This window comes from Flavobacterium turcicum (genome assembly GCF_011365745.1).
Taxonomy (GTDB): Bacteria; Bacteroidota; Bacteroidia; order Flavobacteriales; family Flavobacteriaceae; genus Flavobacterium; species Flavobacterium turcicum.
Genome location: NZ_JAAOBY010000001.1, coordinates 615,274 through 641,541 on the forward strand (window position 1 = coordinate 615,274; position 26,268 = coordinate 641,541).

The window sequence follows — 26,268 nt, forward strand, 5'->3', positions numbered from 1 at the left end:
ATAAACATGCCACTTTACAAAACAATATTGCAGCGATAGGTATCGAAGTGATAGTAAAGTGAGGAATAACAAAAAAGGTAAATATAAAAAGGTTTTATGTCTGAAGAGAGAATTATTAGAATAAACAAAGTTTTAAGGGAATTGAATATTTCTTTAGAAAGAGCTGTGGATTATCTAAAAGATAAAGGAATTGCTATGGAAGCAAATCCAAACGCAAAAATTTCTGGAGAAACATACGATGTCTTGTGCGGTCAATTTGCGGGTGACAAAGGGAATAAAGAAGCTTCGAAAGAGGTAGGTGAAGAAAAAAGAAAAGAGAAAGAAGCTATACGTTTAGAACGAGAAAAAGAAATCGAAGACAAACGTAAATTGGATGAAGAGCGAGCAAAACAACAAGAGGTAATCAAAGCAAGAGCAGTTTTATCTGGTCCTGTTCAAGTTGGTAAAATTGATTTGAATCCGAAAAAAGCGGCTATCGTTCCCCCTGCAAAAACTGTAGAGAACACTGTTCCTGCTGCTGCAAAAACACCAGAGCCGGTAACTCCAAAAGAGGTTCCTGCTGAAAAGGTTGTTGCAGAAAAAACTTTGGATGAAAAACCTGCTTCAGACAAAAAAGAGGTAAAACCGATTGCTGGTATTAAAGAGGTGAAGGTAGAGATTCCTGCTGAATCAAAATCGGAAGATAAGCCAGTTGTTGCAAAAGCAGACGAGGCTCCGGTAGAAGAAACGATCACTACACAATACCAAAAGTTGTCAGGAACTACGCTTACAGGTCAAGTGATTGATTTGTCGCAGTTCAACAAGCCTAAGAAGAAAAAAGAAGAGCCAAAGATTACACCAAATAAACCAGGTGCTCCGGGTTCTGCGGCAGCCAATGCCAATAAAAATAAACGTAAAAGGATAGCTCCTAAACCAGGTACGCCAAGGCCTCCTGCTGTTCCGGGTGCTCCAAATCCAAACAAAATTACGCCAAATACTGGTGGAGGTGGTTTTAACGCAAACCGTAGCGCTAGACCTGGTTTCGTAAAAGGAAACAGACCTGCAATTGTGGCTAAAGTTGAGCCAACAGAAGAGGAAGTTAAAAATCAAATTAGAGAGACTTTAGAAAAACTACAAGGTAAAGGTGGTAAATCTAAAGCGGCTAAATATAGAAGAGATAAAAGAGATACACACCGTCAAAAATCCGATGATGAGCAAAGAGCATTAGACGAAGGAAGTAAAACTATAAAAGTTACTGAGTTTGTTACTGTAGGTGAAATAGCCATCATGATGGATGTGCCAATTACTAAAGTTATTGGTACGTGTATGTCACTTGGGATTATGGTTACCATGAACCAAAGATTAGATGCTGAAACGTTAACTATTGTTGCTGATGAGTTTGGTTATGAAGTAGAGTTTATCACTGTTGATATCGAAGAAGCAATTCAGGTTGTTGAAGACAAAGAAGAAGACCTAGTTTTCAGAGCGCCAATCGTTACAGTAATGGGTCACGTCGATCACGGTAAAACATCGTTATTGGATTATATTCGTAAAGAAAACGTAATCGCAGGTGAGTCTGGAGGTATTACGCAGCACATTGGTGCCTACGGAGTAACTTTAGATAATGGTCAAAAAATTGCATTTTTAGATACACCGGGTCACGAAGCGTTTACAGCGATGCGTGCACGTGGTGCTCAGGTAACTGATATTGCTATTATTGTAATTGCTGCCGATGACGATATTATGCCACAGACCAAAGAGGCTATAAGTCACGCGCAAGCTGCTGGTGTGCCAATTATATTTGCAATCAACAAAATTGATAAGCCAAATGCTAACCCTGAAAAAGTAAAAGAAAGATTAGCAGGTATGAATTTACTTGTTGAAGATTGGGGTGGAAAAATTCAATCTCATGATATTTCTGCAAAAGTTGGTACTGGTGTAAAAGAGTTATTGGAAAAAGTATTACTTGAAGCTGAAATTTTAGATTTAAAAGCAAATCCTAATAAAGCGGCTTCTGGAACTGTTGTTGAAGCTTTCCTTGATAAAGGTAAAGGTTATGTGTCAACAATTTTAGTTCAAAATGGTACTTTGAAAATTGGTGATTATATGTTGGCAGGTAAGCATCATGGTAAAATTAAAGCCATGCATGATGAGCGCGGAAATATTGTTAGAGAGGCAGGTCCATCAACTCCAGTATCTGTACTTGGTTTAGATGGGGCGTCAACTGCTGGTGATAAGTTCAACATTTTTGAAGATGAAAAAGAAGCAAAACAAATTGCTGCCAAACGTTCTCAATTAATGCGTGAGCAGTCAGTTCGTACACAACGTCATATTACATTGGATGAAATCGGACGGCGTATTGCTTTAGGTCAGTTTAAAGAATTAAATATTATCCTTAAAGGTGACGTGGATGGTTCTGTTGAGGCACTTTCTGATTCGTTCTCTAAATTGTCAACGGAAGAAATTCAAATCAATATTATTCACAAAGGAGTGGGAGCTATTACGGAAACTGATGTTATGTTAGCTTCAGCTTCTGATGCGATTATCATCGGATTTAATGTTCGTCCTGCTGGAAACGCAAGACAATTAGCTGATAAAGAAGAAATCGATATCCGTTACTACTCTATCATTTATGCTGCTATTGATGATCTTAAAGATGCAATGGAAGGAATGTTAGCTCCTGAAATGAAAGAGGAGATCTTAGGTACTGCAGAAATTAGAGAAATCTTCAAAATATCTAAAGTTGGTTCTATTGCAGGAAGTATGGTTATGGATGGTAAAATCGTTAAAAATGCCAAAATGCGTGTTATTAGAGACGGTGTTGTGGTACATAGCGGTGAGCTAATTGCTTTAAAACGTTTCAAAGACGATGTAAGAGAAGTAGCAAAAGGATACGATTGTGGTATTCAAATTAAAGGTTACAATGATATCGAAGAAAGAGATATTATTGAGTCATACCATGAAGTTGCTGTAAAAAAGAAATTGAAATAATATTTTCTAAGTTATATTTTAAAAATCCCGATTCGTCGGGATTTTTTTATGTCTAAATTTCAACTGAAATGTCTTTAAGGATCTGTATCTTTTTTTATTAATTTTATTAAAAAAAAGTCAGTTGTTAGGAGCAAGTTTGGAATTGTGTTTGCGTTGTTGAGGTAGGTAAAACAAGTAAGTCTATTTGGCTAAAAAGGCGTTAGTTTCTGTATTTGTTTTGCACTTAATTTAGAGATACTATTTTGCTTTCAATTGGTTGTTGTAATTGAATTTTCGGATTCCTTTATGTTACCGCTAGGTAAAAAAAAACAACCCTACTTGGGTTGTCTTTTCCAATTTTGTTGATGCTATAATTATCTACTTGGTTTAATCAAATGAACCATAGGATATCTTTTTTTTATCTCAAGTAACAGATGTTCTGCCTCTATTCTTGTTTTAAAATTTCCTACCCAAACCTTGTAATTGGGAGTAAAAAACACAATTGTACCATCAATTCCTGGATATTCTTGTCGGAAAGTAGCTAAATTGGTTTTTGCTTTATCATTTTCACCACTAAAAATCTGAATTTTATAGCGGTCGTTTATAGTACTGTTAGTACTAACTTTTCTTTTCTCGTTCAAAATTTGTTCAAATCTTGAGTCTTGCTTTATGTTAATTGCTTCTGCTTGTGCAGTTGCGAAATGTGTTGTTATAAAGTATGTTAGGAGTAAGTAAAATCCTTTTTGAAACGCTGTAATTTTCATAACTTGTTTGTTTTTAAGCAAAAATAATATTTAATGATTGAATCCACATATAAAACATTATTTAGAATAAATATAAATTGGAAATAAGGCGATTTTAGGGTTTTGAGAATAGTTCTTAAGTCGTATTTTTGTCGAAGTTTTAAAATAAAGGAGTGGTTTTTCATAAAGTTATTATAAAAAACTGTGCCAATTTTACTAGATAATCATTATACAATATGAAAAAGGTGGGTAACCATAATTCGATCTCAAGAAAATTAGTCCTAGGCTTGTCCTTGTCTTTGATTTTCTCTTTGTCTTCATTTGCTCAAGAAGCTCCTGCGGCTGATGCAGCTGCGGCTACTACTGATGTTGCTGCCGCCCCTTCTGGCGGAGATGCTGTAAAAGGTAAAGAATTGTTCAACGCAAATTGCGCAGCATGTCACAAATTGGATGCTAAAGCAACGGGTCCTGCATTAAGAGGAATTGCGAACAAGCATGACATGCCATGGTTGTACAAGTGGATTAAAAATAGTTCAGAATTGATTAAATCTGGAGATGCTGCTGCTGTAAAGGTTTTCAATGAAAACAACAAGGCGGTAATGTCTGCGTTTCCACAATTATCAAATGCTGATATTGACAATATTATTGCTTACACTTCTGAGCCTAAAGCTGAAGCTGCTCCTCTTCCTCCGGCTGACGGAAGTACAACTGTTCCAGGTGGTCCGGTTGCTGACAGCGGCTTGTCAAACACTTTGATACTTGGTGCGTTAGCTCTAGTTTTAGCTATACTTGTTGTGATGTTGTTCTTGGTTAATAGAGTGTTGACTAAAGTAGCCAAAGCAAACGGTATTGAAATTGCTCCAAAAGAGCCTACGACACCAATTTGGAAAGCTTTTGCAAAAAATCAATTTTTGATTTTGGTAACTGTTGTTTTCTTGCTTTTGTCAAGTGCTTATTTTGTTTACGGGTTTTTAATGCAAGTGGGTGTTGATCAAGATTACGCTCCTATTCAGCCAATTCACTATTCGCATAGAATCCACGCAGGTGATAACGAGATCAACTGTAAGTACTGTCACTCTGCTGCTAGAGTAAGTAAGAACGGTGGTATTCCTTCTTTAAATGTGTGTATGAACTGTCATAAAAACATTGCTGAAGTTGCTGAAACTACTGCTACTCCAGAATACAGTAAAGCTTTCTATGATGAGCAAATCCAAAAGCTTTATAAAGCAGTCGGTTGGGATCAGGCTACGCAAACATACACAGGAAAAACTGAACCAGTTAAATGGGTTAGAATTCACAACTTACCTGATTTTGTTTATTTCAATCACTCACAACACGTAACTGTAGGTGGAATTGAATGTCAAACATGTCACGGTCCAGTTCAAGAATATGAAATTCAGAAACAATTTGCTCCGTTAACAATGGGATGGTGTATAGATTGTCACAGAAAAACCGAAGTTAAAATGGAAGGAAACGAGTATTACACTAAAATACACGATGAGCTTTCAAAAAAATACGGTGTTGACAAATTGACTGCAGCACAAATGGGAGGTTTAGAGTGTGGAAAATGCCACTATTAATTGAATTATTAAGTTTTTAATATTTATATATGTCATCAAACAAAAAATACTGGAAAAGTGTTGAAGAACTAGACAAAAATAGTTCTATTGTTGAGGCGCTTAGAAATAACGAATTTGTTGAACCAATTCCTACTGATGAATTCTTAGGCAACGGTGATGCTTTGTCATCTTCTTCAACTTCACGTCGTGATTTTTTAAAGTACGTTGGTTTTAGTACTGCGGCGGCTACGCTTGCGGCTTGTGAAGGACCTGTAAACAAGTCGATTCCTTACGTTCTTCAACCAGAACAAATCATTCCTGGTGTAGCTGATTATTATGCTACTACAGTTTTTGATGGTTTCGATTTTGCTAACTTGTTGGTTAAAACTCGCGAAGGTCGTCCAATTAAAATTGACAATAATACAATCGCTGGTGCAAAGTTTAGTGCAAATGCTAGAGTGCATGCTTCTATTCTTTCACTTTATGATAGTATGCGTTTAAAGCAACCAAAGATTGAAGGTAAAAATGCATCTTGGTCTGCAGTTCAAACAAAGTTAAAAACAAGTATTGCTGATGCATCTGCAAAAGGTGGTCAAGTAGTATTGTTAACAAATACATTGGCAAGTCCATCTACTGAAAAACTGATAGGAGAGTTTATTGCTAAAAATCCAAATGCTAAACACGTTATTTACGATGCTGTTTCTGAATCTCCAGCTTTGGATGCTTTTGAAATGGTTTACGGAGAAAGAGCTTTAGTTGATTATGATTTTTCAAAAGCTTCTTTAATTGTTTCTGTTGGAGCTGATTTCCTTGGAGATTGGCAAGGTGGAGGATATGGTGCTGGATATGCTCAAGGAAGAATTCCTAAAGCAGGTAAAATGTCTCGTCATTTTCAACTAGAAGCGAATATGACGCTTTCTGGTGCTGCAGCTGATAAGCGTGTGCCAATGTCTGTTGCTAATCAAAAACAATCATTAGTTCATATTTATAATGTTGTAACTGGTTCTTCTGTTTCAGTTTCTCTTGATGAGAAATTTAAGGTAGAAGTTAATAAAGCAGCACAACAATTGAAAGCTGCTGGATCAAGAGGAGTTTTGGTTTCAGGTATTCAAGATAAAAATGCTCAATTGTTGGTTCTTGCAATTAACAAAGCTTTAGCTAGCGAGTCGTTTAATACTTCTGGTGTACGTCAGATCAGAAAAGGATCAAATGAAAAGGTGGCTCAGTTAGTAGCTGATATGAAGTCTGGTGCTGTACACACTTTAATTATGAGTGGTGTTAATCCAGTTTATACTCTTGCCGATACTGTTGCTTTTCAAGAAGGTTTAAAAAAGGTTAAGACATCGGTAGCTTTTTCTTTGAAAGAAGATGAAACTGCTTTGTTATCAACTGTGGCGGCTGCTGCTCCTCATTATTTAGAGTCTTGGAATGATCTTAGTTTAACTAAGGGAACTTATAGCATCACTCAGCCGACAATCCGTCCATTATTTGATACAATGCAATTTCAAGATGTATTGATGGCTTTAAATGGAACTGTTGGTACTTTCTATGATTACATAAAAGGAAATTCTGGATCTATTATTAGTGGCTCTACTTGGAATAAAGTTTTGCATGATGGTGTATTTGTAGGTGGTATTCCTGCAGCTACTGCCGGTTCTGCTGATTATAGTGCTGCTGCTTCTACATTAGCAACTAGTAAAAAATCAGATTCTTTAGAATTAGTTTTGTACACAAAAACTGGTTTAGGAGACGGGCAACAGGCTAACAATCCATGGTTGCAAGAGTTTCCAGATCCTATCACAAGAGTTTCTTGGGATAACTACTTAACAGTCTCAAATGCTGATGCTGCAAAATATGAGTTGAGTAATGAAATTGTAGCTAATGGTGGTTTAAATGGTAGTTACGCTACTATTACTACAGCTGATGGCTTAAAGTTAGAAAACGTTCCAGTTATCGTTCAACCTGGACAAGCAGTTGGTACTGTTGGTTTAGCTTTAGGTTATGGTCGTAAAGCAGCTTTGAAAGAAGAAATGATGGTAGGTTTAAATGCCTATTCTCTATATAAAGGTTTCAGTAATGTACAAAGCATTACTTTGACTAAAGCAGGTGGTGAACATGAATTTGCATGTGTTCAAGGACAAAAAACTTTAATGGGAAGAGGTGATATTATCAAGGAAACTTCATTAGAGATTTTTAATACGAAAGATGCTCATGTATGGAATGAGGTAGCAGTTGTATCATTAGACCACATGGAAGTTGAAGCTACTAAAGTTGATTTGTGGGATTCATTTGATCGTTCTACTGGACATCACTTCAATTTGTCTATTGATTTAAATGCTTGTACTGGTTGTGGTGCTTGTGTTATTGCTTGTCATGCAGAGAATAATGTACCTGTTGTTGGTAAGGCAGAGGTAAGAAGAAGCCGTGATATGCACTGGTTACGTATCGATAGATACTATTCTTCAGAATCTACTTTTGAAGAAGATAATGAGAAAAAAGAAAATCTTAATGGTTTAGATTTAGGTGGATTCATCGCTGGTGATGAGGAAACAAAAGGAACATTAGGCGGTTTTAGAAAGATGGAAAAAGCAGGTGATAATCCACAAGTTTCTTTCCAACCTGTAATGTGTCAGCATTGTAATCATGCTCCATGTGAGACTGTTTGTCCAGTTGCTGCTACGTCACACTCTCGTCAAGGTCAAAACCATATGGCTTATAATAGATGTGTAGGTACTCGTTACTGTGCAAACAACTGTCCGTACAAAGTACGTCGTTTCAACTGGTTCTTGTATAATAAAAACACAGAGTTCGATTACCACATGAATGATGACTTAGGTCGTATGGTATTAAATCCTGATGTAAACGTTCGTTCTCGTGGGGTTATGGAAAAATGTTCAATGTGTATCCAAATGACTCAAGCTACTATTTTGAAAGCTAAGAGAGAAGGAAGATCTATTGTTGACGGTGAATTCCAAACTGCATGTTCTAACGCTTGTTCAACTGGAGCAATGGTTTTTGGTGACGTTAATGATAAAGAGGCTGCAGTTACTAAATTAGCTTCTGATGAAAGAATGTACCATTTATTGGAGCATGTTGGAACAAAACCTAACGTGATTTATCATGTTAAAGTTAGAAATACCTAGTACAAAAAAAATTAATTAAGAATCAATATAAAGGATTATGTCGTCTCACTACGAAGCAACCATTAGAAAACCCTTAGTTATAGGTGATAAAACTTATCACGATGTAACTGTAGATGTAGCAGCTCCTGTTGAAGGAAAAGCGAATAAACATTGGTGGATTGTATTTTCTATCGCATTAATAGCCTTCCTTTGGGGTTTAGGCTGTATTGTATACACCGTATCTACAGGTATTGGAACTTGGGGTTTAAATAAAACCGTAGGTTGGGCTTGGGATATCACGAATTTTGTTTGGTGGGTAGGTATTGGTCACGCAGGAACCTTGATTTCTGCAGTATTATTACTTTTCCGTCAGCGTTGGAGAATGGCTATTAACCGTTCTGCAGAAGCGATGACAATTTTCTCTGTTATTCAAGCAGGTTTATTTCCAATCATTCACATGGGGCGTCCATGGTTGGCATACTGGGTTTTGCCTATACCAAACCAGTTCGGTTCTCTGTGGGTTAACTTTAACTCACCGTTACTTTGGGACGTATTTGCAATTTCAACTTACCTTTCAGTATCATTAGTTTTCTGGTGGACTGGTTTACTTCCTGACTTCGCAATGTTACGTGACCGTGCTGTAACGCCATTTAACAAAAGAGTTTATTCTATCCTAAGTTTTGGTTGGAGTGGAAGAGCTAAAGATTGGCAACGTTTTGAGGAAGTATCATTGGTACTTGCTGGTTTAGCTACTCCTTTAGTATTGTCTGTACATACTATTGTATCGATGGACTTTGCTACATCTGTGATACCAGGATGGCATACTACCATTTTCCCTCCTTATTTCGTAGCTGGAGCAGTTTTCTCAGGATTCGCAATGGTAAACACCTTGCTTATTATCATGAGAAAGGTTTCTAACCTGGAAGCTTACATTACATTACAGCACATCGAATTAATGAACATTGTAATCATGATTACAGGTTCTATTGTTGGTGTGGCGTATATTACTGAGCTTTTTGTAGCTTGGTATTCTGGAGTAGAGTATGAGCAATATGCTTTCTTAAATAGAGCTACTGGTCCTTATGCTTGGGCTTACTGGGCAATGATGACTTGTAATGTGTTTTCTCCTCAGTTCATGTGGAGTAAAAAATTGAGAACTAGTATTATGTTTTCATTCGTCATTTCGATTGTTGTAAATATAGGAATGTGGTTTGAGCGTTTTGTAATTATCGTGACTTCATTGCACAGAGATTACTTGCCATCTTCTTGGACTATGTTTTCGCCAACATTTGTTGATATTGGAATTTTCATTGGAACTATTGGTTTCTTCTTCGTATTGTTTTTATTATATTCAAGAACATTCCCTGTAATTGCGCAAGCGGAAGTTAAAACAATTTTGAAAGGAACTGGAGATAACTACAAGAGAGAAAGAGAAGCAAATAAAGATTCACACCATGAGTAATAAAGTAATATACGCCATTTATAATGACGATGATATTTTGATGGATGCGGTTAAAAAAACGAGAGCAGCTCATCATCATATTGAAGAGGTTTTTACCCCTTTTCCAGTTCACGGATTGGACAAAGCAATGGGAATTGCACCAACAAGATTAGCTATTTGTGCTTTCCTTTATGGATGTGTGGGTATTTCTGTTGCAACGGCAATGATGAATTACATCATGATCCAAGATTGGCCGCAGGATATTGGTGGTAAGCCTAGTTTTAGTTATATTGAAAACATGCCAGCTTTCGTACCTATTATGTTTGAGCTTACAGTATTTTTTGCTGCTCACTTGATGGTTATCACTTTTTATATGAGAAGTAAATTGTGGCCGTTTAAGGAAGCTGAAAATCCAGATGTGAGAACTACAGATGATCACTTTTTAATGGAGGTGGCTGTTAACAATAATGAGGAAGAATTAATTTCTTTCTTTCAAGGGACAGGAGCTGTAGAAGTAAAAGTAATTGATAAGCATTAATCGAGATATGAAAAGCGCACATAAAATAACACTTTTATTTGGTTTAACTATTTTAGTTGCATCATGCAAAGATAATGCTGCACCTAATTATCAGTATTTTCCAAATATGTATGAGTCTGTAGGTTATGAAACTTACGCTGAGTCGGCTGCATTTAAAGATGGTAAGGAAGGTCAGCTTCCTGCTGCAGGTACTGTAAACAGAGGTTTTGAACCTTATGAATATGAAAATTCTACCGCAGGTTATGAATTAGCTAAGGCTAATTTGAAATCTCCTCTCGATTCTTTAAGCAGAGATGCAGAAAAAGGAAAAGAGCTTTATGAAATTTACTGCATAAGTTGCCACGGTTCTGCTGGTAATGGTAAAGGTAAATTAGTAGAAAGAGAAAAGTTTTTAGGTGTTCCTAGTTATAAGGATAGAGTTATTACAGAAGGAAGTATTTTCCATGTTGTAACTTACGGTTTGAATTCAATGGGTTCGCATGCCAATCAATTGAGCGCCAAAGAACGTTGGTTAGTTGCTGACTATGTTCTTAAACTAAAAAGTGAATTATAATTGTTGAACAAACTCATCTTAATAGATATGTATACATTTTCAAGTAAATTAAAAACCTTTTCGTTCATCCTTATGGCTCTTGGAGTTTTGGGTATTGGATACGGTTTTTATAGTGCGCCCAAAGATATTCAACAGGTAGAGCAATTGCTTGCCGCTGAGACTCATGGTGAACATGGTGGTTCAACTCATGCTGAGCCTTCTCATGGTGCAAAAGCTTCTCATAATGAAGCTTCTGTGGAAGAGTCACATGTTGATGCTGGTCATAAGAGTTCTGCGCATGATGCTACTGCAGATGCAGAGCATAAAGAACATTTAAATCATGTTTTACACCAACTTCAAAACAAGCCTTGGTCAGCTTTGTACGTAGCGTGTATTTTTTTCATGCTTGTTTCTCTTGGGGTATTAGCTTTTTATGCTATCCAACAGGTTGCACAAGCAGGGTGGTCTCCTGTTTTGTTTAGAGTAATGCAAGGTATTACCTCTTATTTACCTGTGGGAGCAGCGATATTTTTTGTTATCCTTGTTTTGTGTGGTCTTCATTTTAATCACATGTTTGTTTGGTTAGATCCAGAGGTTGTTGCTCATGATAAACTAATCGCTAATAAGGCTGGTTATTTGAATTTCCCATTTTGGATTGTTCGTGCTGCCATTTTCCTTTCTGGGTGGTGTCTGTACCAGTATTATTCACGTAAAAATTGTTTAGCTCAAGATGAGGCAAATGATAATTTAATGTACAAAAAGAACTTTAAGTTATCTGCTATGTTCTTAGTGTTTTTTATTGTGTCTGAGTCTATCATGTCTTGGGATTGGATTATGTCTATCGATCCACACTGGTTTAGTACATTGTTTGGATGGTACGTTTTCGCTAGTTTTTTTGTAAGTGGTGTTACCACTATAGCTTTAGTTACTTTGTATCTGAAGTCTAGAGGTTACCTAGAATTTGTAAATACAAGTCATATTCACGATTTAGCTAAATTTATGTTTGGTTTAAGTGTTTTCTGGACTTATTTATGGTTTTCTCAATTCATGTTGATTTGGTATGCCAATATCCCTGAGGAGGTAACTTATTTTATTACGAGAATTCAAGATTATAATCTACCATTCTTTGGTGCTGTTGTCATGAATTTCTTGTTTCCATTGTTGATTTTAATAAATACCGACTTTAAGAGAATATCTTGGGTTTTGGTTATGGCTGGTGTAGTAATCTTAAGTGGTCACTATTTGGACTTTTTCAATATGGTTATGCCTGGGACAGTTGGTGACAGATGGTTCATAGGAGTTTCAGAGATTTCTTCAGTTCTTTTCTTTTTAGGATTGTTTATATATGTTGTCTTCTCAGCTTTAGCTAAATCTCCTTTATTGGCAAAAAGAAATCCGTTTATAGAGGAAAGTAAACATTTTCATTATTAATATTTAAAGAAATAAACAGATGACAAGTTTGTTGGTAATCATAGTTTTAGTTTTGTTAGCTGTTGCTTTATGGCAATTGACTAAAATATTCGATCTGACGCAAGTTGGTTCTAGTAGTGATAGTTCAGAAGTCGCAACCGATAATGACAATAATATTCAAGGGTATTTGATGTTTGGTTTCTTAGCCTTCATCTATATTTTTACAATTTACGGTTTATTTAAATGGGGTAATCTTGTATTGCACACTCCGGCTTCGGCTCATGGTGCAGAGGTTGATAATTTAATGAACATCACATGGGTTCTTATTTTTACTGTACAAGCTATTACACAAGTATTAGTGCATTACTTCGCTTTTAAATATAGAGGTAAACAGGGTCAAAAAGCATTGTATTTTGCGGATAATAATAAATTAGAAGCAATCTGGAGTATTATTCCTGCTGTTGTTTTGGCTGGTTTGATTTTATACGGTTTGTATGCATGGACAAACATCATGTTTGTTGATGAAGATGAAGATACAGTTGTAATTGAATTATATGCACAACAATTTAATTGGAAGGCTAGATATTCTGGTGCTGATAATGTGCTAGGTAAGGCGAATGTAAGATACATTGAAGGAGCTAATGCCGTTGGTGTTGATTTAAGTGATCCTTATGCTCAAGATGATGTTGTTGTTACGGAATTACATATTCCTGTAGGTAAAAAGATATTGTTTAAAATGCGTTCTCAAGACGTGTTACACTCAGCTTACATGCCCCACTTTAGAGCCCAGATGAACTGTGTTCCTGGTATGGTAACTCAATTTGCTTTTGAACCAATTTACACAACTGCTCAGTATAGAGAATTACCTTTTATGGTTGAGAAAGTTGCTAATATAAATGCTTTGCGTGCTAAAAAGAGTGCAGAGTTGGTTGCTAAAGGCGAAACTGCTTTAGATCCTTACACGTTTGACTATTTGTTATTGTGTAATAAAATCTGTGGTGCTTCTCACTATAACATGCAGATGAAAATTATTGTAGATACTCCGGAAGATTATAAAGCTTGGTTAAAAGATAAGGCTACTGTAGTTAATGAAGTTAAAGCTGCTTTAGCTGAACCTGCTGCCACTGATGCAGCTGTTGGAAGTGATTCTGCCGCTGTTAAGGGAGATAAAGGGGTTGCTGTTACTGCAATGAAATAATTATTAAAGAAAATTTAAAGTAAACATATATGTCAGCAGAAGGTCACGATCACGCATTAGATCACGAACACGAACACCACCATAAAGACACTTTCATTACTAAATATATTTTTAGTATAGATCATAAAATGATTGCTAAGCAGTATTTAATTACTGGTATTTTAATGGGAGTTATAGGTGTCTCATTATCATTACTTTTTAGATTACAATTGGCTTGGCCAGAAGAATCTTTTAAAATATTTAATGTTTTATTAGGCGATAAATTTGCTCCAGATGGAGTTATGGCGAATGATATTTATCTAGCATTAGTTACTATTCACGGAACCATAATGGTTTTCTTTGTATTGACCGCTGCTTTAAGTGGTACATTTAGTAACTTGTTAATTCCACTTCAGCTTGGTGCTCGAGATATGGCTTCAGGTTTTATGAACATGGTATCTTATTGGTTGTTCTTTTTATCAAGTGTTATCATGGTTGGTTCTCTTTTTGTTGAAGCTGGACCTGCTTCTGCCGGTTGGACCATTTATCCTCCTCTAAGTGCATTGCCACAAGCTATTCCTGGTTCAGGTACTGGTATGACTTTATGGTTGGTTTCAATGGCTATTTTCATCGCTTCTTCATTAATGGGTTCTTTAAATTATGTTGTTACAGTAATTAATTTAAGAACCAAAGGGATGACAATGACAAGAATGCCGCTTACAATTTGGGCGTTTTTTGTAACTGCTATAATTGGTATTATTTCCTTTCCAGTTTTATTATCTGCTGCTTTATTATTGATTTTCGATAGAAGTTTTGGTACTTCTTTCTTCCTATCTGATATTTATATCGCTGGTGAAGTATTACATTATCAAGGAGGTTCTCCTGTATTGTTTGAGCACTTGTTCTGGTTTCTAGGGCACCCAGAGGTTTATATCATATTATTACCTGCATTAGGAATTACTTCTGAGGTTATTGCTACAAACTCACGTAAACCAATCTTTGGTTACAGAGCGATGATTATGTCTATTTTGGCAATTGCATTCTTGTCTACTATTGTTTGGGGACACCATATGTTTATATCTGGTATGAATCCTTTCCTTGGATCTGTATTTACCTTTACAACTCTATTGATCGCTATTCCATCCGCAGTAAAAGCATTTAACTACATTACTACTCTGTGGAAAGGTAATTTGCAGTTAAACCCTGCAATGCTGTTTTCAATTGGTTTGGTATCTACTTTTATTACAGGAGGTTTAACTGGAATCATTTTAGGAGATAGTACATTAGATATTAATGTTCACGATACATATTTTGTTGTTGCACACTTTCACTTGGTAATGGGTATTTCTGCATTATATGGTATGTTTGCTGGTATTTATCACTGGTTTCCAAGAATGTTTGGTCGTATGTTGAATAAGAACTTAGGATATGTACACTTTTGGGTAACTGCAATTTGTGCTTATGGTGTTTTCTTCCCAATGCACTTTATTGGATTAGCTGGTTTGCCAAGACGTTATTATACAAATACAAATTTCCCATTGTTTGATGACTTGCAAAATGTGAATGTTTTGATAACTATGTTTGCACTGGTTGGAGGTGCTTTCCAGTTGGTTTTCTTATACAACTTCTTTAGTAGTATTTTTTATGGTAAGAAAGCTGTTATGAATCCATGGAAATCAAACACTTTAGAGTGGACTGCACCTGTAGAACATATACATGGTAACTGGCCTGGAGAAATTCCTGAAGTTCATCGTTGGCCGTATGACTACAGTAACCCAAATCATGAGGAAGATTTTGTACCACAAAACGTTCCTATGAAAGAAGGTGAAGAAGTTTTACACCACTAAAAATAAATTTAAGCCTCTACTAAAGTAGGGGCTTTTTTTATAGACGTAATTATTATTCTCTTTGCAGGTTGTTGTGGTTTCATTTTAGGACTCTCTTTACTATCTTTGTTGTATGAACGAAAATTTAGATCCTACTTCTCGCAGTTTTAGTACTGAAGAGCTTGATATTGAAAAGAAGTTAAGGCCTCTAAGCTTTGATGATTTTTCAGGTCAAGATCAGGTACTCGAAAATCTTAAAATATTTGTGCAAGCAGCCAATCAACGCAATGAGGCGCTTGATCATACACTCTTTCATGGACCTCCAGGGCTAGGTAAAACTACACTTGCTAATATCTTAGCTAATGAATTACAAGTAGGTATCAAAATAACATCTGGTCCGGTTTTAGATAAACCTGGTGACCTTGCAGGATTGTTGACCAATTTAGAAGAGAGAGATGTACTATTTATTGATGAAATTCATCGTTTAAGTCCGATTGTGGAAGAATATTTATATTCTGCTATGGAGGATTATAAAATTGATATTATGATTGAGTCTGGTCCTAATGCTAGGACCGTTCAAATTAATTTGAATCCCTTTACACTTATAGGTGCAACTACGCGTTCTGGTTTATTAACTGCTCCTATGCGTGCTCGTTTTGGTATTTCTTCCCGTTTGCAATATTATACCACTGAATTATTAACTACAATTGTGGAACGTAGCTCAGCTATTTTTCAAATGCCAATTTCGATGGAAGCTGCTATTGAAATTGCTGGTAGAAGTAGAGGCACACCCCGTATTGCAAATGCATTGTTGCGTAGGGTACGTGATTTTGCTCAAATTAAGGGCAACGGCACTATTGATATAGAAATTGCGAAATATGCGTTAAAAGCTCTTAATGTAGATGCGCATGGATTAGATGAGATGGATAACAAAATTCTAACAACTATAATTGATAAGTTCAAAGGTGGCCCTGTTGGATTGACAACGTTGGCAACTGCTGTATCTGAGAGTAGTGAAACGATTGAAGAAGTATATGAACCTTTTTTAATTCAAGAAGGTTTTATTATGAGAACTCCACGTGGTCGAGAAGTAACTGACAAGGCCTACAAACATCTAGGGAAATTAAAAACGAACATTCAACAAGGTTTGTTTTAATTCTTTGAAGATTAAATAAAATATAAAGAACTTTTTATTAGCACTAAATCAATACATACTTCCTTTATCAAAACCGAAGCCAAAAGATTGGGATTTATGTCTTGTGGCATATCGAAGGCTGGTTTTTTAGAAACCGAAGCTCCTCGATTGGAGAGTTGGTTAAAATCAAATAGTCACGGTCAAATGTCTTATATGGAGAATCATTTTGACAAGCGCTTGGACCCTACGCTGTTGGTTGACGATGCAAAAAGTGTAGTGTCGTTGTTATTGAATTATTTTCCTGAACAAAATCAAATTGAGGATACTTTTAAGATTTCAAAGTACGCTTACGGAACTGATTATCATTTGGTGATAAAAGAGAAATTAAAAGAGCTATTGTATTCCATTAACGAGAATATAGGTGCTGTGTCTGGTAGAGCTTTTGTAGATTCGGCTCCAGTTTTAGATAAAGCTTGGGCAGCAAAAAGTGGTTTGGGTTGGATTGGTAAAAACAGTAATTTAATTACTCAAAAAGTAGGTTCTTTTTATTTTATTGCTGAATTGATTATCGATTTGGAGCTTGATTATGATAACATTACATCGGATCATTGCGGAACTTGTACCGCCTGTATTGATAGTTGTCCCACACAAGCCATTGAAAGTCCGTATGTGGTAAACGGTAGCAAATGTATTTCCTATTATACTATTGAACTTAAGGATAACCTTCCCATTGATATGAAAGGTAAGTTCGATGATTGGGCCTTTGGTTGTGATGTTTGTCAAGATGTTTGTCCTTGGAACCGTTTTTCTAAACCACATAATGAACCGTTGTTTACTGCAAATCCAGATTTGCTCTCCATGTCAAAACAAGATTGGATCGAAATCACCGAAGAAACATTCAGGGTGGTTTTTAAGAATTCGCCAATAAAGCGGACGAAATATGACGGATTTATAAGAAATATTAAGTTTCTGGAACAATAGCGCTATTGCTCTTTCATAGTAGATTCTCTTTCAATTATTTTTGTGTCTAATTCAACTGTTCTAGGTTCGAACGTAAGCCCATCCTTGTGGCATACCATTTCCTCAAGTAGTAAATTAAACGATTCAATTCCCATTTCGTGACTCGGTTGATCAACGGTGCTCAACTTTGGTGAAATCACTTGCGACATAAACCAATTGCTAAATCCTATAATTGCAATTTTTTTAGGTATCTCAATTTTTTGTTCGTTTAAATAAGCAATCACACCTACTGCTACAAGGTCTGTTACAGCAAATATTCCATCAACATCTTTATGATCGTTCACTATTTTTTCTGCAAACTGACGTCCTTCGTCAAAGGTTACGTTTTCGCAGGTGTACACTAAATTGGCATCAAATGGAATTTGATTTTTTTCTAATGCTTTTTTGTAACCAATGTAGCGGTCAATTGCGTTTTGTGGATTTAAGGGGCCACGTATATGAGCTATCCTTTTGCATCCTTTATCGATGAGATGTTGCACTGCATCAAAAGCTGCTTTTTGATCGTTGATAACGACTTTGTTGCATTTAGAAAGCTTAGCAATTTTATCGAACATAACAAAAGGAATATTTCTATTTATAATTTCCTTAATGTGATCGTCGTTGTTTGATTCGTTAGAGAGTGACATAATAATACCGTCTACCCTTTTGTTAATCAATAGTTCTACTTGTTTTTTCTCTAATTCAAGTGTTTCATTCGATTGTAAAATAATAACCAAATATCCTTTTTTCTCTGCTTCGTCAATGATGGCATTTACTACGTTGGAAAAGAAATGATGAACTACTTCGGGAATAATTAGTCCTATAGTTTTCGATTCTTTGGTTCTAAGATTAACGGCAAAACTATTGGGAGTATAATGCAGTTCTTGGGCAAGGGCAAGTACTGCTTTTTTTGTTTTTTCGCTTACATCTGGATAGTTTTTTAAAGCTTTTGAAACTGTAGTTATTGATATCCCAAGTTTTTCTGCTATTTCTTTCAGTGTAATATCTTTCATGATGATGCTTGTGTGGGAGATCCAAAATCAATAGTAACTGCAATTGATTTTAGATTTGTGTAGTTAGTTTTTAGTTATGTAACGGTGTTAATGATCTTTAAATCAATTGCAATATATTAATTTCCGGAGTGTTTTAGCTGTTAATATTGTTTTAATTAGAAGATGTAAATAATCTGATTTTTTGAATAGTGAAATAGACTAGGTAGATTCTCTTTCGATTATTGATGTAGTAACTTCTATAAATTGAGGGGTAACTTTTTGATTCGCTTTCTTTGCCGCAATTTCATCAAATAAAATGGCTGCTGCTTTTTGTCCTATTTCAAATCCGGGCTGATTAATAGTTGATAGTTTTGGAGTTATAACTTCTGACATGAACCAATTACTAAATCCTAATACCGCTATTTGATTCGGAATTTCAATCCCAGATTCGCTCAAGTATTTCATGGCCCCAATTGCGGCCATATCTGTAACGGCAAAAATGGCATCAGTATCAGGATGCGTAGCAATTAATTGTTTGGTGTTTTCATATCCGTCTTCAAAATCTAAGTTGTTCTCGCAAGCAAACACAAGACTAGGATCATATTTGATTTGATGATCTTCTAACGCTTTTTTATAACCCAAAAAACGATCTATGGCGTTTTGTGGCAAGTATGAACCTCGTAGGTGTGCAATTTTTTTATGCCCTTTCTTTATTAAATAAGCTACCGCATCATAAGCTGCTTTTTGATCGTTTATAGTAACTTTTGAACAAGGAACAACTTTGGCAATTTTGTCAAAAAGAACCAATGGCGTTTTTTGTTGCAATATGGCAGTAATGTGTTTGAAATCGCCTGTTTCATTAGATAATGACATGAGTATCCCATCCACTCTTTTTTGAAGTAGCAGTTCCAGCTGTTTTTTTTCAAAACTTACTTTTTCGTTTGATTGTAAAATAATAACAAGGTAATCTCTTTTTTCGGCTTCTTCTAAAATCCCCTTGATAACAGTTGCAAAAAAATCATGCACCAATGTTGGAATAATAAGTCCAATTGTTTTCGACTCTTTGGTTCTCAAGTTAACGGCAAAACTGTTTGGAGTATAATGTAATTGTTGCGCTAAATCAACAACCGCTTTTTTGGTTGATGCACTCACATCACTATATCCCTTTAAAGCCTTCGATACGGTTGTTATTGAGATTCCGAGTTGGTTTGCAATTTCTTTTAGCGTTGTGTTGTTCATAGTTATTGTCGTCCGTATAGCATTATCGTTGCAAACGAATATACAATTTATTTATCTCCTATTAATTTTATAAACAGTTTATGTGAATTTTTTACTAATCTTTAAAAAGTTATACTGTTTTACTGAGATTATTTTTAATAAAGATTTAATTTTGATGATTTTCCAAACCAAAGGTGATTTGATCGCTATTAAATTTTGTTGTTCAAGTTAGGGTTTTGGAATGACTCAATTTCGGATACATCTAAATTTGGATTTGCACCTTCATGAGTTGCTACCAAAGCTCCAAGAGCACATGCGAAATCAATTGCCTCTTGTGGATTTCCATCAGTTAAGAGTTTAGAAAGCAATCCTGCTAAAAAGGAATCGCCAGATCCAACAGTATCAACAACATTAATCTTATATCCGCTGTTATAGTACATTTTGTTATTGTAGTATAAAGCTGCGCCATGACTTCCTTTCGTTACGCAAATATGTTTTGTTTTAGTTTGTTCTGCAATGAAAAGTATATTTTGCTCTAAGGAATGAAATGGTGAATTCATTAAGGCGCTAATTTCATACAGTTCGTCATCGTTAAATTTTATGAAATCTGCTTGTAGCATTAATTGATCTATCACATCTTTTGTGTAGTAAGGCGCCCTTAGGTTAACGTCAAATACCGAATATTTGCTGTAATTTATTAGCTCGAAAAGGCTTTGCTTTGCGACCGCATCGCGACTTGCCAATGTGCCAAATACAAAAGCATCAGCTTTTTTTACAACATTTTCATCTTCAGGATTGCAGGTTATTTTGTCCCAAGCCACGGGATAATTGATCGTGTAAGAGGCAGATCCTTTCTGATCTAATGTTACAATAACTTCACCTGTTTTATAAATTTGGTCTTTTTGAATGGAGTTTGTTGAAACTCCATTTTGGCTAATGTAATTGAGCATTTCAGCACCAAGTGCATCGCTGCCAATACGACTGATAATTTGGGTTTCAATACCCAGTGAACTAAGGCGCAGTGCTACGTTTAAAGGTGCGCCACCAATTTTAGTATGTGTAGGAAACACATCAAACAATACTTCTCCAAAACAAATTACTTTTTTAGCCATAGTATTTATTATTTTGATAAACTTTCAGATAATTCTTCTAGTGTTCGTCCTTTGGTTTCGGGCATCTTCGTAAAAACCCAAAGGAGTTGTAGTACCATCATCAAACAAAAGATTGCAAAAACAGTAGTTGTTCCTATTTCTTTAAATAAGAAAGGAATAAATGACGGAATTAAAGCAGCCAAAACCCAATGCACTGATGTACCAAAAGAGCTTCCAGCCGCTCGCAATTTATTTGGAAAAAGTTCAGAGATAAAAACCCAAATTACGGCCCCTTGCCCGATAGCATGTGATGCGATAAATAGGAAGAAAAATAGCGGGACAGCCATTCCTTTCCATTCGTAATGGAAAGCAGTAGTAACAAGTCCTAGTGAAATAATATAACCTACAGAGCCAAGGTACATGAGTGTTTTTCTTCCGAAACGGTCAATTAAAGCAATTCCTATCATGGTAAATATTAAATTGATAATTCCAATTCCAATGCTGCTTAAAAACGAAGCTGATTTTTCTAGTCCGGCAAGTTCAAATATTCGAGGTGCATAATATAAGAATGCATTTATTCCTGAAAGTTGATTAAAGAAAGCAATAAAGAAGGCTAGTAGAAGTGGTTTTCTATATTTTTTCATAAAAATAGATTCGTTTTTGTCTTCTTGCTGAGTTTCTTTTTCCATCGCATCAATGGCCGTAGCAACTGCCTCGTCAGTATAAATTTGTTTTAAAATGGCTCGAGCTTTATTAACGTCCTTTTTATATTCTAAAATCCAACGCGGACTTTCAGGAATCCAAAAAATAAGCAATGTATAAATCAGCGAAGGAAAAGATTGAATGCCCAGCATCCATCGCCAAGAATTGGCACCAATATCTTGCAAGTAATAGTTGGATGTAAAAGCAATTAAGATTCCAAAAACGATATTGAATTGATAGAGCGCAACCAACTTTCCGCGATCCTTTGCAGGAGCAATTTCTGAAACATAGGTTGGCGCCGCAATAGTTGAGGCTCCTATACCAATACCACCTAAAAATCTAAAAATTGAAAACAAAAATGGGTCATTTGCAAAAGCAGTTCCAACAGAGGAAACAAAAAATAATATACCAATAAGTAGCAGCGTATTTTTTCTGCCCAAAATATTGGTAGGAAAAGCCCCAAATACAGCTCCAATTACAGTTCCCCAGAGTGCTGATGACATCACAACTAAACCGTGGAATAAGTCACTAGAACCCCATAATTGCTGCAATTGTTTATCAGCGCCCGAAATAACAACAGTGTCAAAGCCAAATAGGAATCCCGCAAAAGCAACAATAACAGACCAGTATAAGATTTTCTTTTGATTCATGTTTTTAGTTTTAAAAAATTAATGTGTTTTTTTAAGTATAGGTTACCAAATACTATTGATTTTTGAAATAGAGAAGTCCTTTAAGCATTGATCGTTCTTTGAGCTTATGCTCAGTTTTGTATACGGCTGATTCGGGAAAATTTGTGCGGTAAAACTGTAGGTTCCATCTCCTAGAAAAAGTTCAATTGATGACCAATCTAAAAAGATTTGATAGTGAATATTCTTTGATTGCAGTAATGGTGTTTTGGTATTTTGGCTTTGTGCTCCAAACGATTTTTCAAATTTTACTTGTCCGGAGTTTCGTCGATCTAGTGTAAAGTTTTTCAGTTGCGCATCGTAATAAACCACCAGAGAATCCTTTAAATCATTAGAGAACACTAGTTTTAAATCCTCATTTTTTGCCTTAAAATCGATTTTAGATTGATTCAGCAAGGCGTATGTAAAAGTTTGTGGTTTATCATTTTCAATCGTCATTTTGTCTCTTTCAAATGCTACTTTTTCAGATGATTTTAACTGCGGAACAACTTGGCTTTGTAAATTGTAAATTCCATTAGTTTCTGTTAACGCGAGCGTTCTAGGCAAAGTCATAGCACTTCTCCAGTTTTTAGTAGGAGTATTGCGAGCATAGGACCAATTGCTCATCCATCCTATAAAAACACGTTCGCCATTTGGTGTATTGTTGAAGGTTACACCAGCATAATTATCAGTTCCGCAATCCACCCATTTTATATCTTTTTGATCGGTCGTAAAACGTTTTCCATCGTAATCACCTATAAAATACTGTGTTCCTGACCCACCATTTGGTGCTCCAGGATTGATACTAATTAATAAAACCCATTTTTCTTTATTTGTTCCATTGACCTTTAGTTTAAAAAGATCAGGGCATTCCCAAACTCCGCCATGCGCTCCCATATTTGAACCAAATTCACTTTCAAAATTCCATTGAATTAAATTTTTAGAGGTATAAAATTGTGCTCTATCGCCAGCAACTAGTGCCATATTCCAAAGTTTCGTTTCAGCATTCCAAAACACTTTTGGATCTCTAAAATCTTTTAAACCTGGATTTTTAATAATTGGATTTTGACTGTATTTTTTCCATGATTTTCCTTCATCCAAGCTGTAGGCCAAGCCTTGTGTTTGATAGTCGGTTTTACCAGCTTTCTCTCCATCCATATCATGATAGGTAAAAATAGCTATCATAGGTGGGTTTTGAATACTGCCTAAGCCCGAGCTGTTTTGTGTGTCAATAACAGCACTGCCCGAAAATATAAGTCCGTTTTTGTCAGGATACAATGCTATTTTTTCGGGTTTCCAGTTTATTAAATCAGGACTTGTAGCATGTCCCCAGTGCATCGGTCCCCAAACGATATTCTCTGGATAATATTGATAAAACAAGTGGTAAACGCCTTTGTAATAGACTAAACCATTTGGATCGTTCATCCATTTTTTTTCTGGTGAAAAATGAAATTGTGGACGATATGTTTCTTTATATTTTTTTGAATCGTCACTTTTTAACACCTCGGCCGAAGCGCTATTGATAGTTGTTTCCGAATTATTTTTGCTACAAGAAAAAGCAATAATTAACCAGCTTAAGATCAGTATTCGACTTGCTTTTTCTGTTATCGTATTCATAATGAATTGGTTTTAAAATTAAAGTATTTGTATAAAAATAGAATTCTATTTTGGAAATGTTAAAATATTCCTTTGCTAATTTTGATTTCAAATGCCGAAAACGTTTTCGATTCAATTATGAGCTACTTTCTGTTTTGTTTCATTTTAATGCAACCTATTTTCTTTAAATTTGAGTGAAATAGCAAATAAAACCATATGATTTTAAGATGCCAGTTGGTACTTTACATTTTCTTTATAACCACTATTACTTTTGCGCAAACGCAAGGTGATGATTGGAATTTAGTAGCTACTTCGCGCTACAATTATTTTGGAGTTGCAATGGCAAATGGACAAATAGGAATTGTAACTGACGATACTCCTTTGCGAACCAAAGAGATTATCTTGAATGGAGTTTATGATGGCAGTCCTGAAAACGGGATTAGCAGAATTGTTCGCGGTACTGAATTTTTGAACCTCAGATTATTTTTAGATCAAAAAGAAGTGCAATCAAGCACAATCGATAATTGGAAGCAAGTAGTGTCAATGAAAAATGGGACATCCACAACTTCTTTCTCCTTTAATAATGTGGCTCAAATTACTTATACAATTCTAGCCAATAGAGCAGTTCCTTTTTCTGCAATGGCAATTGTAGAAATCATTCCTTCTAAAGATTTAGATCTAAAAGCAAGCAATTATATGATTGTTCCTGAAGAATTGAAAGAAGCAAAAAGTCAGTTCAGAATATTAAAAGATAATCAGTATCGAATGCCAATTTTTAGTACCGTTGCAAAAACGCGTACGGGGAAATATACTGTAGCGGCAGCTACAACTTTTTTGTTTGATCAAAAAGTTGAAGATTTGCAGCAAACTGGAAATGAAGTTGGTTTTACTACAAAATTACGTAAAGGTCAAAAATATCGTTTTGCCGTGGCGGGAGGAATTTGTACTTCTAAAGAGGTAACAGATCCTGTTAATGAATCTGAAAGACAGCCTATTTATGCATTACAAGAAGGAATTGATAAATTGGTCGCCAAGCATCAAAAAGCGTGGTCAGTACTTTGGGATTCTGGAGACATTCAAATTGAAGGAGATCTTGATGCGCAGCAAAGAGTTCGTTTTGCCTTGTTCAACTTGTATTCATTTATAAGGTCAGGTACAAGGCAAAGTATTGCGCCCATGGGCTTGTCATCACAAGGTTATAACGGACATATTTTTTGGGATACTGAGTTATGGATGTTTCCAACGCTTTTGGCATTGCAACCCGATTTGGCTAAATCATGCCTAGATTACCGTTCAGATCGATTAGAAAAAGCCAAGCAAAAAGCTTTCATTTATGGGTACAAAGGCGCAATGTACCCTTGGGAATCCGATGATACTGGCGAAGAAGTTACACCAACCTGGGCTTTAACAGGTATTTTTGAACAACATATTACGGCTGACGTTACTATTGCATTTTGGAATTATTATGCTTTAACGCAGGATAAAATTTGGTTGAAAAAGGAGTGGGCAGTCTTAAAAGAAACTGCTGATTTTTGGGTGAGTCGCGTAAGTGAAAATGTAGATGGTAGTTTTTCTATTCTAAATGTAGTAGGAGCTGATGAATACGCACAGCATGTAGATGACAACGCTTTTACAAATGCTGCAGCTATTGAAGCATTAAAAAACACTATTAAAGCAGCTACAATTTTGAATGAACTAATTGATCCAAAATGGGAAACAGTTGCCGAAAAACTTAAAATTCATTCTAAAGATGGTATTACACAAAATTACAGCGGTTATGATGGACAAATGATAAAACAAGCCGATGTAAACTTGTTAGCCTATCCTTTACATGTTATTACTGATAAAAAACAAGTAGAGCGTGATTTAGTGTATTATGCAGAAAAAATTGATAAAAAAGGTGGTCCTGCAATGGCATCAGGAGTCTTATCTGTTTTGTACGCACGCTTGGGTAACCGCGAAAAAGCCTATGATTATTTTGTAAAATCATATTTGCCTAATAGTCGCCCTCCTTTTGGAGTTTTCTCTGAATCAGCAAATAGCAATAATCCTTACTTTGCAACTGGTGCTGGAGCTATGTTACAAGCGGTAATTTTTGGATTTGGAGGAGTTGAGCAAACGGATACAGGTTTTAAATACAATAAAGGTTTGTTGCCCAAGCAATGGAAGTCTTTAACAATTATAGGTTTGGGTACTGATAATAGAACGATTAAGATTAATTAAAATTGTTGTTTTTTGTTGTAAATACAATGTTTTCCGTTGTCCAAGCGGGAAATGTTGTATTTTTTTTTGGCGATATTTTGCACCAACTAAGATTGTTGGCAGTACTTGAGGCTCATTTGAAATATTCGGTAATTGGTAAACGATAATCGGTGATTTTTAGTAGTTTTTTGATGGTTATTAAATTCTAACCATTTTATCGACTGATACTTATAAAAGGTGGGGTTCTCTTTAGTAATTAATTGAGCTTCTTTTTTTTGAATAATTCGCAATGATTTTGCAAAACTGAAACCTTTTTTGAAGTTTGTGTAACGTTTTTTGTTATTGAAAGAGAAAATATCAGTAATATTGAT

The 26,268-nt window shown here is 35.6% G+C and carries 18 protein-coding genes; 12 read left to right on the top strand and 6 right to left on the bottom strand.

The window, feature by feature from the left end:
- Positions 1-96 precede the first annotated feature (96 nt).
- Positions 97-2,970 carry a translation initiation factor IF-2 gene (infB, locus tag G9Q29_RS02730; protein ID WP_166133039.1) on the top strand — a complete coding sequence of 958 codons (2,874 nt, stop codon included), beginning with the start codon at positions 97-99 and terminating at the stop codon, positions 2,968-2,970.
- Positions 2,971-3,323: 353 nt separating this feature from the next.
- On the opposite strand, the gene G9Q29_RS02735 is transcribed toward infB, so the two are convergent.
- Entirely contained in the window at positions 3,324-3,713 is a 390-nt protein-coding gene (locus G9Q29_RS02735) for an SPOR domain-containing protein (protein WP_205729820.1), read from the bottom strand.
- A gap of 215 nt (positions 3,714-3,928) precedes the next feature.
- Here G9Q29_RS02735 and G9Q29_RS02740 point away from each other — a divergent pair, with 215 nt between their 5' ends.
- The 10 genes from G9Q29_RS02740 (at position 3,929) to queG (ending at position 17,413) form a co-directional block, all read left to right on the top strand.
- Positions 3,929-5,272, top strand: a complete 1,344-nt coding sequence (locus tag G9Q29_RS02740; RefSeq protein ID WP_166133041.1) for a c-type cytochrome — start codon at positions 3,929-3,931, stop codon at positions 5,270-5,272.
- A gap of 29 nt (positions 5,273-5,301) precedes the next feature.
- Positions 5,302-8,394, top strand: coding sequence for a TAT-variant-translocated molybdopterin oxidoreductase (locus G9Q29_RS02745; protein ID WP_166133043.1), 3,093 nt, complete (start codon positions 5,302-5,304; stop codon positions 8,392-8,394).
- A gap of 37 nt (positions 8,395-8,431) precedes the next feature.
- Complete coding sequence (gene nrfD, locus G9Q29_RS02750; protein WP_166133045.1) at positions 8,432-9,835, top strand: NrfD/PsrC family molybdoenzyme membrane anchor subunit; 1,404 nt, start codon at positions 8,432-8,434, stop codon at positions 9,833-9,835.
- Positions 9,828-10,352, top strand: a complete 525-nt coding sequence (locus G9Q29_RS02755; RefSeq protein ID WP_166133047.1) for a DUF3341 domain-containing protein — start codon at positions 9,828-9,830, stop codon at positions 10,350-10,352. Before nrfD ends, G9Q29_RS02755 begins: the two co-directional genes overlap by 8 nt.
- A 7-nt stretch (positions 10,353-10,359) precedes the next feature.
- Positions 10,360-10,905 (top strand): c-type cytochrome, encoded by a 546-nt coding sequence (locus tag G9Q29_RS02760; RefSeq protein WP_166133049.1) that lies wholly within the window; start codon positions 10,360-10,362, stop codon positions 10,903-10,905.
- 27 nt (positions 10,906-10,932) lie between these two features.
- Positions 10,933-12,315 (top strand): quinol:cytochrome C oxidoreductase, encoded by a 1,383-nt coding sequence (locus G9Q29_RS02765; protein WP_166133544.1) that lies wholly within the window; start codon positions 10,933-10,935, stop codon positions 12,313-12,315.
- A 19-nt stretch (positions 12,316-12,334) separates the two neighbouring features.
- Entirely contained in the window at positions 12,335-13,492 is a 1,158-nt protein-coding gene (locus tag G9Q29_RS02770; RefSeq protein WP_166133051.1) for a cytochrome c oxidase subunit II, read from the top strand.
- 29 nt (positions 13,493-13,521) lie between these two features.
- A complete protein-coding gene (locus G9Q29_RS02775; RefSeq protein ID WP_166133053.1) occupies positions 13,522-15,318 on the top strand; it encodes a cytochrome c oxidase subunit I in 1,797 nt (598 codons plus the stop codon).
- A gap of 112 nt (positions 15,319-15,430) precedes the next feature.
- The gene (gene ruvB / locus G9Q29_RS02780) at positions 15,431-16,453 is read left to right on the top strand and encodes a Holliday junction branch migration DNA helicase RuvB (protein ID WP_166133055.1); all 1,023 of its coding nucleotides are present in this window, start codon (positions 15,431-15,433) and stop codon (positions 16,451-16,453) included.
- Positions 16,454-16,489: 36 nt separating this feature from the next.
- Complete coding sequence (gene queG / locus G9Q29_RS02785) at positions 16,490-17,413, top strand: tRNA epoxyqueuosine(34) reductase QueG (protein WP_166133548.1); 924 nt, start codon at positions 16,490-16,492, stop codon at positions 17,411-17,413.
- A gap of 2 nt (positions 17,414-17,415) precedes the next feature.
- Here the strand turns inward: queG and G9Q29_RS02790 are convergent, their stop codons facing one another.
- The 5 genes from G9Q29_RS02790 to G9Q29_RS02810 all read right to left on the bottom strand — a co-directional run bounded on the left by G9Q29_RS02790 (position 17,416) and on the right by G9Q29_RS02810 (position 23,716).
- The gene (locus tag G9Q29_RS02790; protein WP_166133057.1) at positions 17,416-18,444 is read right to left on the bottom strand and encodes a LacI family DNA-binding transcriptional regulator; all 1,029 of its coding nucleotides are present in this window, start codon (positions 18,442-18,444) and stop codon (positions 17,416-17,418) included.
- A 198-nt stretch (positions 18,445-18,642) separates the two neighbouring features.
- The gene (locus G9Q29_RS02795) at positions 18,643-19,662 is read right to left on the bottom strand and encodes a LacI family DNA-binding transcriptional regulator (RefSeq protein ID WP_166133059.1); all 1,020 of its coding nucleotides are present in this window, start codon (positions 19,660-19,662) and stop codon (positions 18,643-18,645) included.
- Positions 19,663-19,850: 188 nt separating this feature from the next.
- The gene (locus G9Q29_RS02800) at positions 19,851-20,753 is read right to left on the bottom strand and encodes a carbohydrate kinase family protein (protein ID WP_166133061.1); all 903 of its coding nucleotides are present in this window, start codon (positions 20,751-20,753) and stop codon (positions 19,851-19,853) included.
- Between the two features lie 8 nt (positions 20,754-20,761).
- Complete coding sequence (locus G9Q29_RS02805; RefSeq protein ID WP_166133063.1) at positions 20,762-22,084, bottom strand: sugar porter family MFS transporter; 1,323 nt, start codon at positions 22,082-22,084, stop codon at positions 20,762-20,764.
- 42 nt (positions 22,085-22,126) lie between these two features.
- Positions 22,127-23,716 carry a glycoside hydrolase family 32 protein gene (locus G9Q29_RS02810; RefSeq protein ID WP_166133065.1) on the bottom strand — a complete coding sequence of 530 codons (1,590 nt, stop codon included), beginning with the start codon at positions 23,714-23,716 and terminating at the stop codon, positions 22,127-22,129.
- Positions 23,717-23,911: 195 nt separating this feature from the next.
- Between G9Q29_RS02810 and G9Q29_RS02815 the strand changes: the two genes are divergently transcribed.
- The gene (locus G9Q29_RS02815) at positions 23,912-25,918 is read left to right on the top strand and encodes a glycoside hydrolase family 65 protein (protein WP_166133067.1); all 2,007 of its coding nucleotides are present in this window, start codon (positions 23,912-23,914) and stop codon (positions 25,916-25,918) included.
- Positions 25,919-26,268: the final 350 nt, after the last annotated feature.

Bases quoted from the DNA above. Each gene is read 5' to 3' on its own strand.
- infB (WP_166133039.1), top strand. From the start codon at position 97: ATGTCTGAAGAGAGAATTATTAGAATAAACAAAGTTTTAAGGGAATTG.
- G9Q29_RS02735 (WP_205729820.1), bottom strand. From the start codon at position 3,713: ATGAAAATTACAGCGTTTCAAAAAGGATTTTACTTACTCCTAACATAC.
- G9Q29_RS02740 (WP_166133041.1), top strand. From the start codon at position 3,929: ATGAAAAAGGTGGGTAACCATAATTCGATCTCAAGAAAATTAGTCCTA.
- G9Q29_RS02745 (WP_166133043.1), top strand. From the start codon at position 5,302: ATGTCATCAAACAAAAAATACTGGAAAAGTGTTGAAGAACTAGACAAA.
- nrfD (WP_166133045.1), top strand. From the start codon at position 8,432: ATGTCGTCTCACTACGAAGCAACCATTAGAAAACCCTTAGTTATAGGT.
- G9Q29_RS02755 (WP_166133047.1), top strand. From the start codon at position 9,828: ATGAGTAATAAAGTAATATACGCCATTTATAATGACGATGATATTTTG.
- G9Q29_RS02760 (WP_166133049.1), top strand. From the start codon at position 10,360: ATGAAAAGCGCACATAAAATAACACTTTTATTTGGTTTAACTATTTTA.
- G9Q29_RS02765 (WP_166133544.1), top strand. From the start codon at position 10,933: ATGTATACATTTTCAAGTAAATTAAAAACCTTTTCGTTCATCCTTATG.
- G9Q29_RS02770 (WP_166133051.1), top strand. From the start codon at position 12,335: ATGACAAGTTTGTTGGTAATCATAGTTTTAGTTTTGTTAGCTGTTGCT.
- G9Q29_RS02775 (WP_166133053.1), top strand. From the start codon at position 13,522: ATGTCAGCAGAAGGTCACGATCACGCATTAGATCACGAACACGAACAC.
- ruvB (WP_166133055.1), top strand. From the start codon at position 15,431: ATGAACGAAAATTTAGATCCTACTTCTCGCAGTTTTAGTACTGAAGAG.
- G9Q29_RS02790 (WP_166133057.1), bottom strand. From the start codon at position 18,444: ATGAAAGATATTACACTGAAAGAAATAGCAGAAAAACTTGGGATATCA.
- G9Q29_RS02795 (WP_166133059.1), bottom strand. From the start codon at position 19,662: ATGAACAACACAACGCTAAAAGAAATTGCAAACCAACTCGGAATCTCA.
- G9Q29_RS02800 (WP_166133061.1), bottom strand. From the start codon at position 20,753: ATGGCTAAAAAAGTAATTTGTTTTGGAGAAGTATTGTTTGATGTGTTT.
- G9Q29_RS02805 (WP_166133063.1), bottom strand. From the start codon at position 22,084: ATGAATCAAAAGAAAATCTTATACTGGTCTGTTATTGTTGCTTTTGCG.
- G9Q29_RS02810 (WP_166133065.1), bottom strand. From the start codon at position 23,716: ATGAATACGATAACAGAAAAAGCAAGTCGAATACTGATCTTAAGCTGG.
- G9Q29_RS02815 (WP_166133067.1), top strand. From the start codon at position 23,912: ATGATTTTAAGATGCCAGTTGGTACTTTACATTTTCTTTATAACCACT.